The following is a 3666-nucleotide window of genomic DNA, read 5'->3' on the forward strand; positions in this document are numbered from 1 at the left end:
GTGCCGCGCCGCCAGCTCCGCCGCGCGCGGCGCCAGCGTCCGCGCGTCGCGCCCCATGAGCGTCACCGCCCACCCGTCGCGCGCGAGCGCCTCGGCGACGGCCGCGCCGATCCCGCGCGACGCGCCGGTCACCACCGCGTGCCGCCCCGCCGGCGCGTCGGGTGCAGACATCAGATCGCCGCCGTCCCGCGCAGCTCGAGCTCGCGCTCGCGCGCCCGCTCCAGCTGCCGCCGCCCCGACAGGTACTGCACCGGCCACCACTGCCCGCCGTACCCCTGCGCCGCCGCGGCGTGCAGCGTCCACTGCGGGTCGGCCAGGTGCGGGCGCGCCAGCGCCACGAGGTCCGCGCGCCCCGCGGCGAGGATCGCGTTCACCTGGTCCCACTCGGTGACGTTGCCGACCGCGATCGTCGGCACCCCCGCCTCGTTGCGGATGCGGTCGGACAGCGGCGTCTGGAACAGCCGCCCGTACACCGGCTTCGCCTGCGGCGACGTCTGCCCGGCCGAGACGTGCACCACGTCCACCCCCGCCTCGGCGAACGCGCGCGCGATCCGCACCGCCTCGGGGCCGTCCACGCCCCCCTCCACCCAGTCGGTCGCCGAGACGCGCACCGACATCGGCCGCTCGGCGGGCCACTCGGCGCGCACCGCGCGGAACACCTCGAGCGGGAAGCGCAGCCGGTTCTCCAGGCAGCCGCCGTAGGCGTCGTCGCGCCCGTTCGAGAGCGGCGTGATGAACGCCGACAGCAGGTAGCCGTGCGCGCAGTGCAGCTCCAGCATGTCGAACCCCGCCTCGGCGCCCATCCGCGCCGCCCGCACGAACGCGTCGCGCACCGCGTCCATGTCGGCGCGCGTCATCGCCCGCGGCGCCCGCATCCCCGGGGCGTACGGCGCGTCGGTGGGGGCGAGCGTCTCCCACCACCCGTGCTCGAGCGGCTCCTCGTTCCCCTCCCACATCAGCTTCGTCGCGCCCTTCGGCCCCGAGTGCCCGAGCTGCAGGCAGATCCGCGCCGGCGACCAGCGGTGCACCATGTCGGTCACGCGCCGCCACGCCGCGACGTGCTCGGGCGCGTACATCCCCGTGCACCCCGGCGTGATCCGCCCGTCGGGCGTCACGCACGTCATCTCGGTGAACACCAGCCCCGCCCCCCCCAGCGACCGCGCCCCGTAGTGCACGAGGTGGAAGTCGGACGGCGTGCCGTCCTCGGCGCAGTACATGTCCATCGGGGCGACGACCACGCGGTTCGGCAGGGTCATGCCGCGCAGGGAGAACGGGACGAACATGGGGGGGACGCGCGCATCGCCCTCCTCGACGCTCGACGCTCGACGCTCGACGCTCGGATCGCCGGAGCGTCGAGCGTCGAGCGTCGAGGGAGGCTGCGCGGCGAACCAGCGCTCCACCCCCCGCACGTACCCGTCGTCCCGCACCCGCAGGTTCTCGTGCCCCAGCCGCTGGCTCCGCGTCAGCAGCGAGTACGCGAACTGCTCCGCCGGCAGCGCCAGGTAGCGCCGCACCGACTCGAACCACTCCATCGAGTTGCGCGCCGCGTTCTGCAGCCGCAGCGCCTCCACGCGCCGCTCCGCCTCGTACGCCGCCAGCGCGTCCCCGACGCTCGACGTTCGACGCTCGACGCTCCCGAGGTGCCTCGCCAGCGCGATCGAGTCCTCCATCGCCAGCTTGGTGCCCGACCCGATGGAGAAGTGCGCCGTGTGCGCCGCGTCGCCGAGCAGCACGAGGTTCCCGTCGTGCCACCGCCCGCACGCCACGCGCGTGAACCGCTGCCACGGCTGCGCGCGCTGGTGCGGCGCCAGGTTCACCTCCAGCGGGTGCCCCTCCAGCCACGGCGCGAACATCGCCTCGCAGGCCGCGATCGTCGCGTCGGCGTCCATCGCGTCGAACCCGGCCGCGCGCCACGACGCCTCGTCGCACTCGACGATGAACGCCGACCGCTCGCCGTCGAACCGGTACGCGTGCGCCTGGTAGACGCCCGCCGCCGTCTCGGCGAACAGGAAGGTGAAGGCCTCGAAGCGCCGGCGCGTGCCGAACCACATGAAGCGGTTGGGGCGCACGTCGAGGTCGGGGGCGAACGCCGCCGCGCGCCCGCGCCGCAGCGCGCTGTTGACGCCGTCGGCCGCCACCACCACGTCCGCGCCCCCCAGCCCGAGCGCGTGGAGCGCCGCCTCGTCGGGGACGTCGGTGTGGTGGCGCACGTCGGCGCCCAGCGCGCGGGCGCGCTCGCCGAGCACGCGCAGCAGCGTGCGCCGCGCCACGCCCACGAAGCCGTGCCCCCCGGACGTGACCACGCGCCCGCGCACGTGCACGTCGATGTCGTCCCAGCGCACGAAGTGGCGCGCGACCTCGGCGTACGTCTCCGGGTCGGCCGCGTGCAGCTGCTCCAGCGTCTGCTCGGAGAACACGACGCCCCACCCGTACGCGTCGTCGGGCCCGTTGCGCTCCAGCACGACCACGCGCCCGGTCGGGTCGGCGCGGCGCAGCAGGATGGCGAGGTACAGGCCGGCGGGGCCGCCGCCGACGGTCACGACGAACAACGAGCGCTCCGGGGTGGGGTGGCGGTGGGGTGGCGGTGAACCTCGCCGGCGGCGCGGGGGTGGGCAAGGGCGGTGGCGCGCCGGGTTCGCCGCCCGCACGTTCCGCCGATGCCGAGGACCCGACGCACCCTGCTCGTCGCCGCCCTGCTCGCCGGCGCCTGCCGCACGCCCCCGCCCCCCGCCGCGCCCCCCGCCGAGGCGGGCGAGGTGCGCGACGCCGCGCTCGAGGCGCGGCTCGCGGCGCTGGCGCGGGAGGTCGACGGCGACGTCGGGATCTACGTGCGCCACCTGCGCACCGGGCGCACCGCCGCCCTGCGCGCCGACGAGACCTTCCCGACGGCGAGCCTGATCAAGGTGCCGATCCTCGTCGGCGTCTTCGACGCCTTCCGCACGGGCCGCCTCGACCCGCACGCGACGCTCGTCTACCGCGACTCGCTCGCCTACCCCGGCGCCGACCTGGTCGCGAAGCTGCGCGACTCGGCGCGCGTGCCGCTGCAGAAGGTCGCGCTGCACATGATCACGACCAGCGACAACACCGCGTCGCTGTGGCTGCAGGGGCTCGTCGGCGGCGCGGCCGTCAACGCCTGGCTGGCCGCGCACGGCTTCGACTCCACGCGCGTCAACTCGCGCGTCCCCGGGCGCGAGGCCGACCGCACGCGCATGGGGTGGGGGCAGACCACGCCGCGCGAGATGGCGCGCCTGCTCACCGCGATCCGCGACGGGCGCGCCGTGAGCCGCGCGGCGAGCGAGGAGATGTACCGCTACCTCACGCGCATCTACTGGAACGGCGAGGCGCTGTCGCAGCTCCCGCCGTGGGTGCAGGCGGCGTCCAAGCAGGGGGCGGTCGACCGCTCGCGCTCCGAGGTCGTGCTCGTCAACGCGCCGTCGGGGGACTACGTGTTCGCCGTCATCACGCGCAACCAGCGCGACACCACCTACGCGCCGGGGAACCAGGGGTACGTGCTGCTGCGCCGGGTGTCGGCGCTGCTCTGGCGCGAGTTCGAGCCGGGCCGGCCGTGGGCCCCGGACCCCGCGGCGGCCGCGCTCAAGCCGGCGGACGAGGGCCCGTGACCGCCGCCGCGAGCGGCGCCCGCGCGCGCCGCCGCCGCCGCGCCTG

Annotated in this window: 2 protein-coding genes; one reads left to right on the top strand and one right to left on the bottom strand. The window is 76.2% G+C overall.

Annotation, left to right across the window (positions count from 1 at the left end; genetic code table 11):
* Positions 1 to 170 precede the first annotated feature (170 nt).
* On the bottom strand, positions 171 to 2549 hold the full coding sequence (locus tag PYV61_RS22525; protein WP_345785281.1) for a bifunctional salicylyl-CoA 5-hydroxylase/oxidoreductase: 2379 nt from the start codon (positions 2547 to 2549) through the stop codon (positions 171 to 173).
* Positions 2550 to 2657: 108 nt separating this feature from the next.
* On the opposite strand from PYV61_RS22525, the gene PYV61_RS22530 reads away from it, so the two are divergent.
* Complete coding sequence (locus PYV61_RS22530) at positions 2658 to 3620, top strand: serine hydrolase (protein ID WP_275835907.1); 963 nt, start codon at positions 2658 to 2660, stop codon at positions 3618 to 3620.
* Positions 3621 to 3666 lie beyond the last annotated feature (46 nt).

This window comes from Roseisolibacter sp. H3M3-2 (assembly GCF_029211165.1).
Taxonomy (GTDB): domain Bacteria; phylum Gemmatimonadota; class Gemmatimonadetes; order Gemmatimonadales; family Gemmatimonadaceae; genus Roseisolibacter.

Excerpts from the sequence above, each read along its gene's own strand:
- PYV61_RS22530 (WP_275835907.1), top strand. The coding sequence starts at position 2,658 with ATGCCGAGGACCCGACGCACCCTGCTCGTCGCCGCCCTGCTCGCCGGC.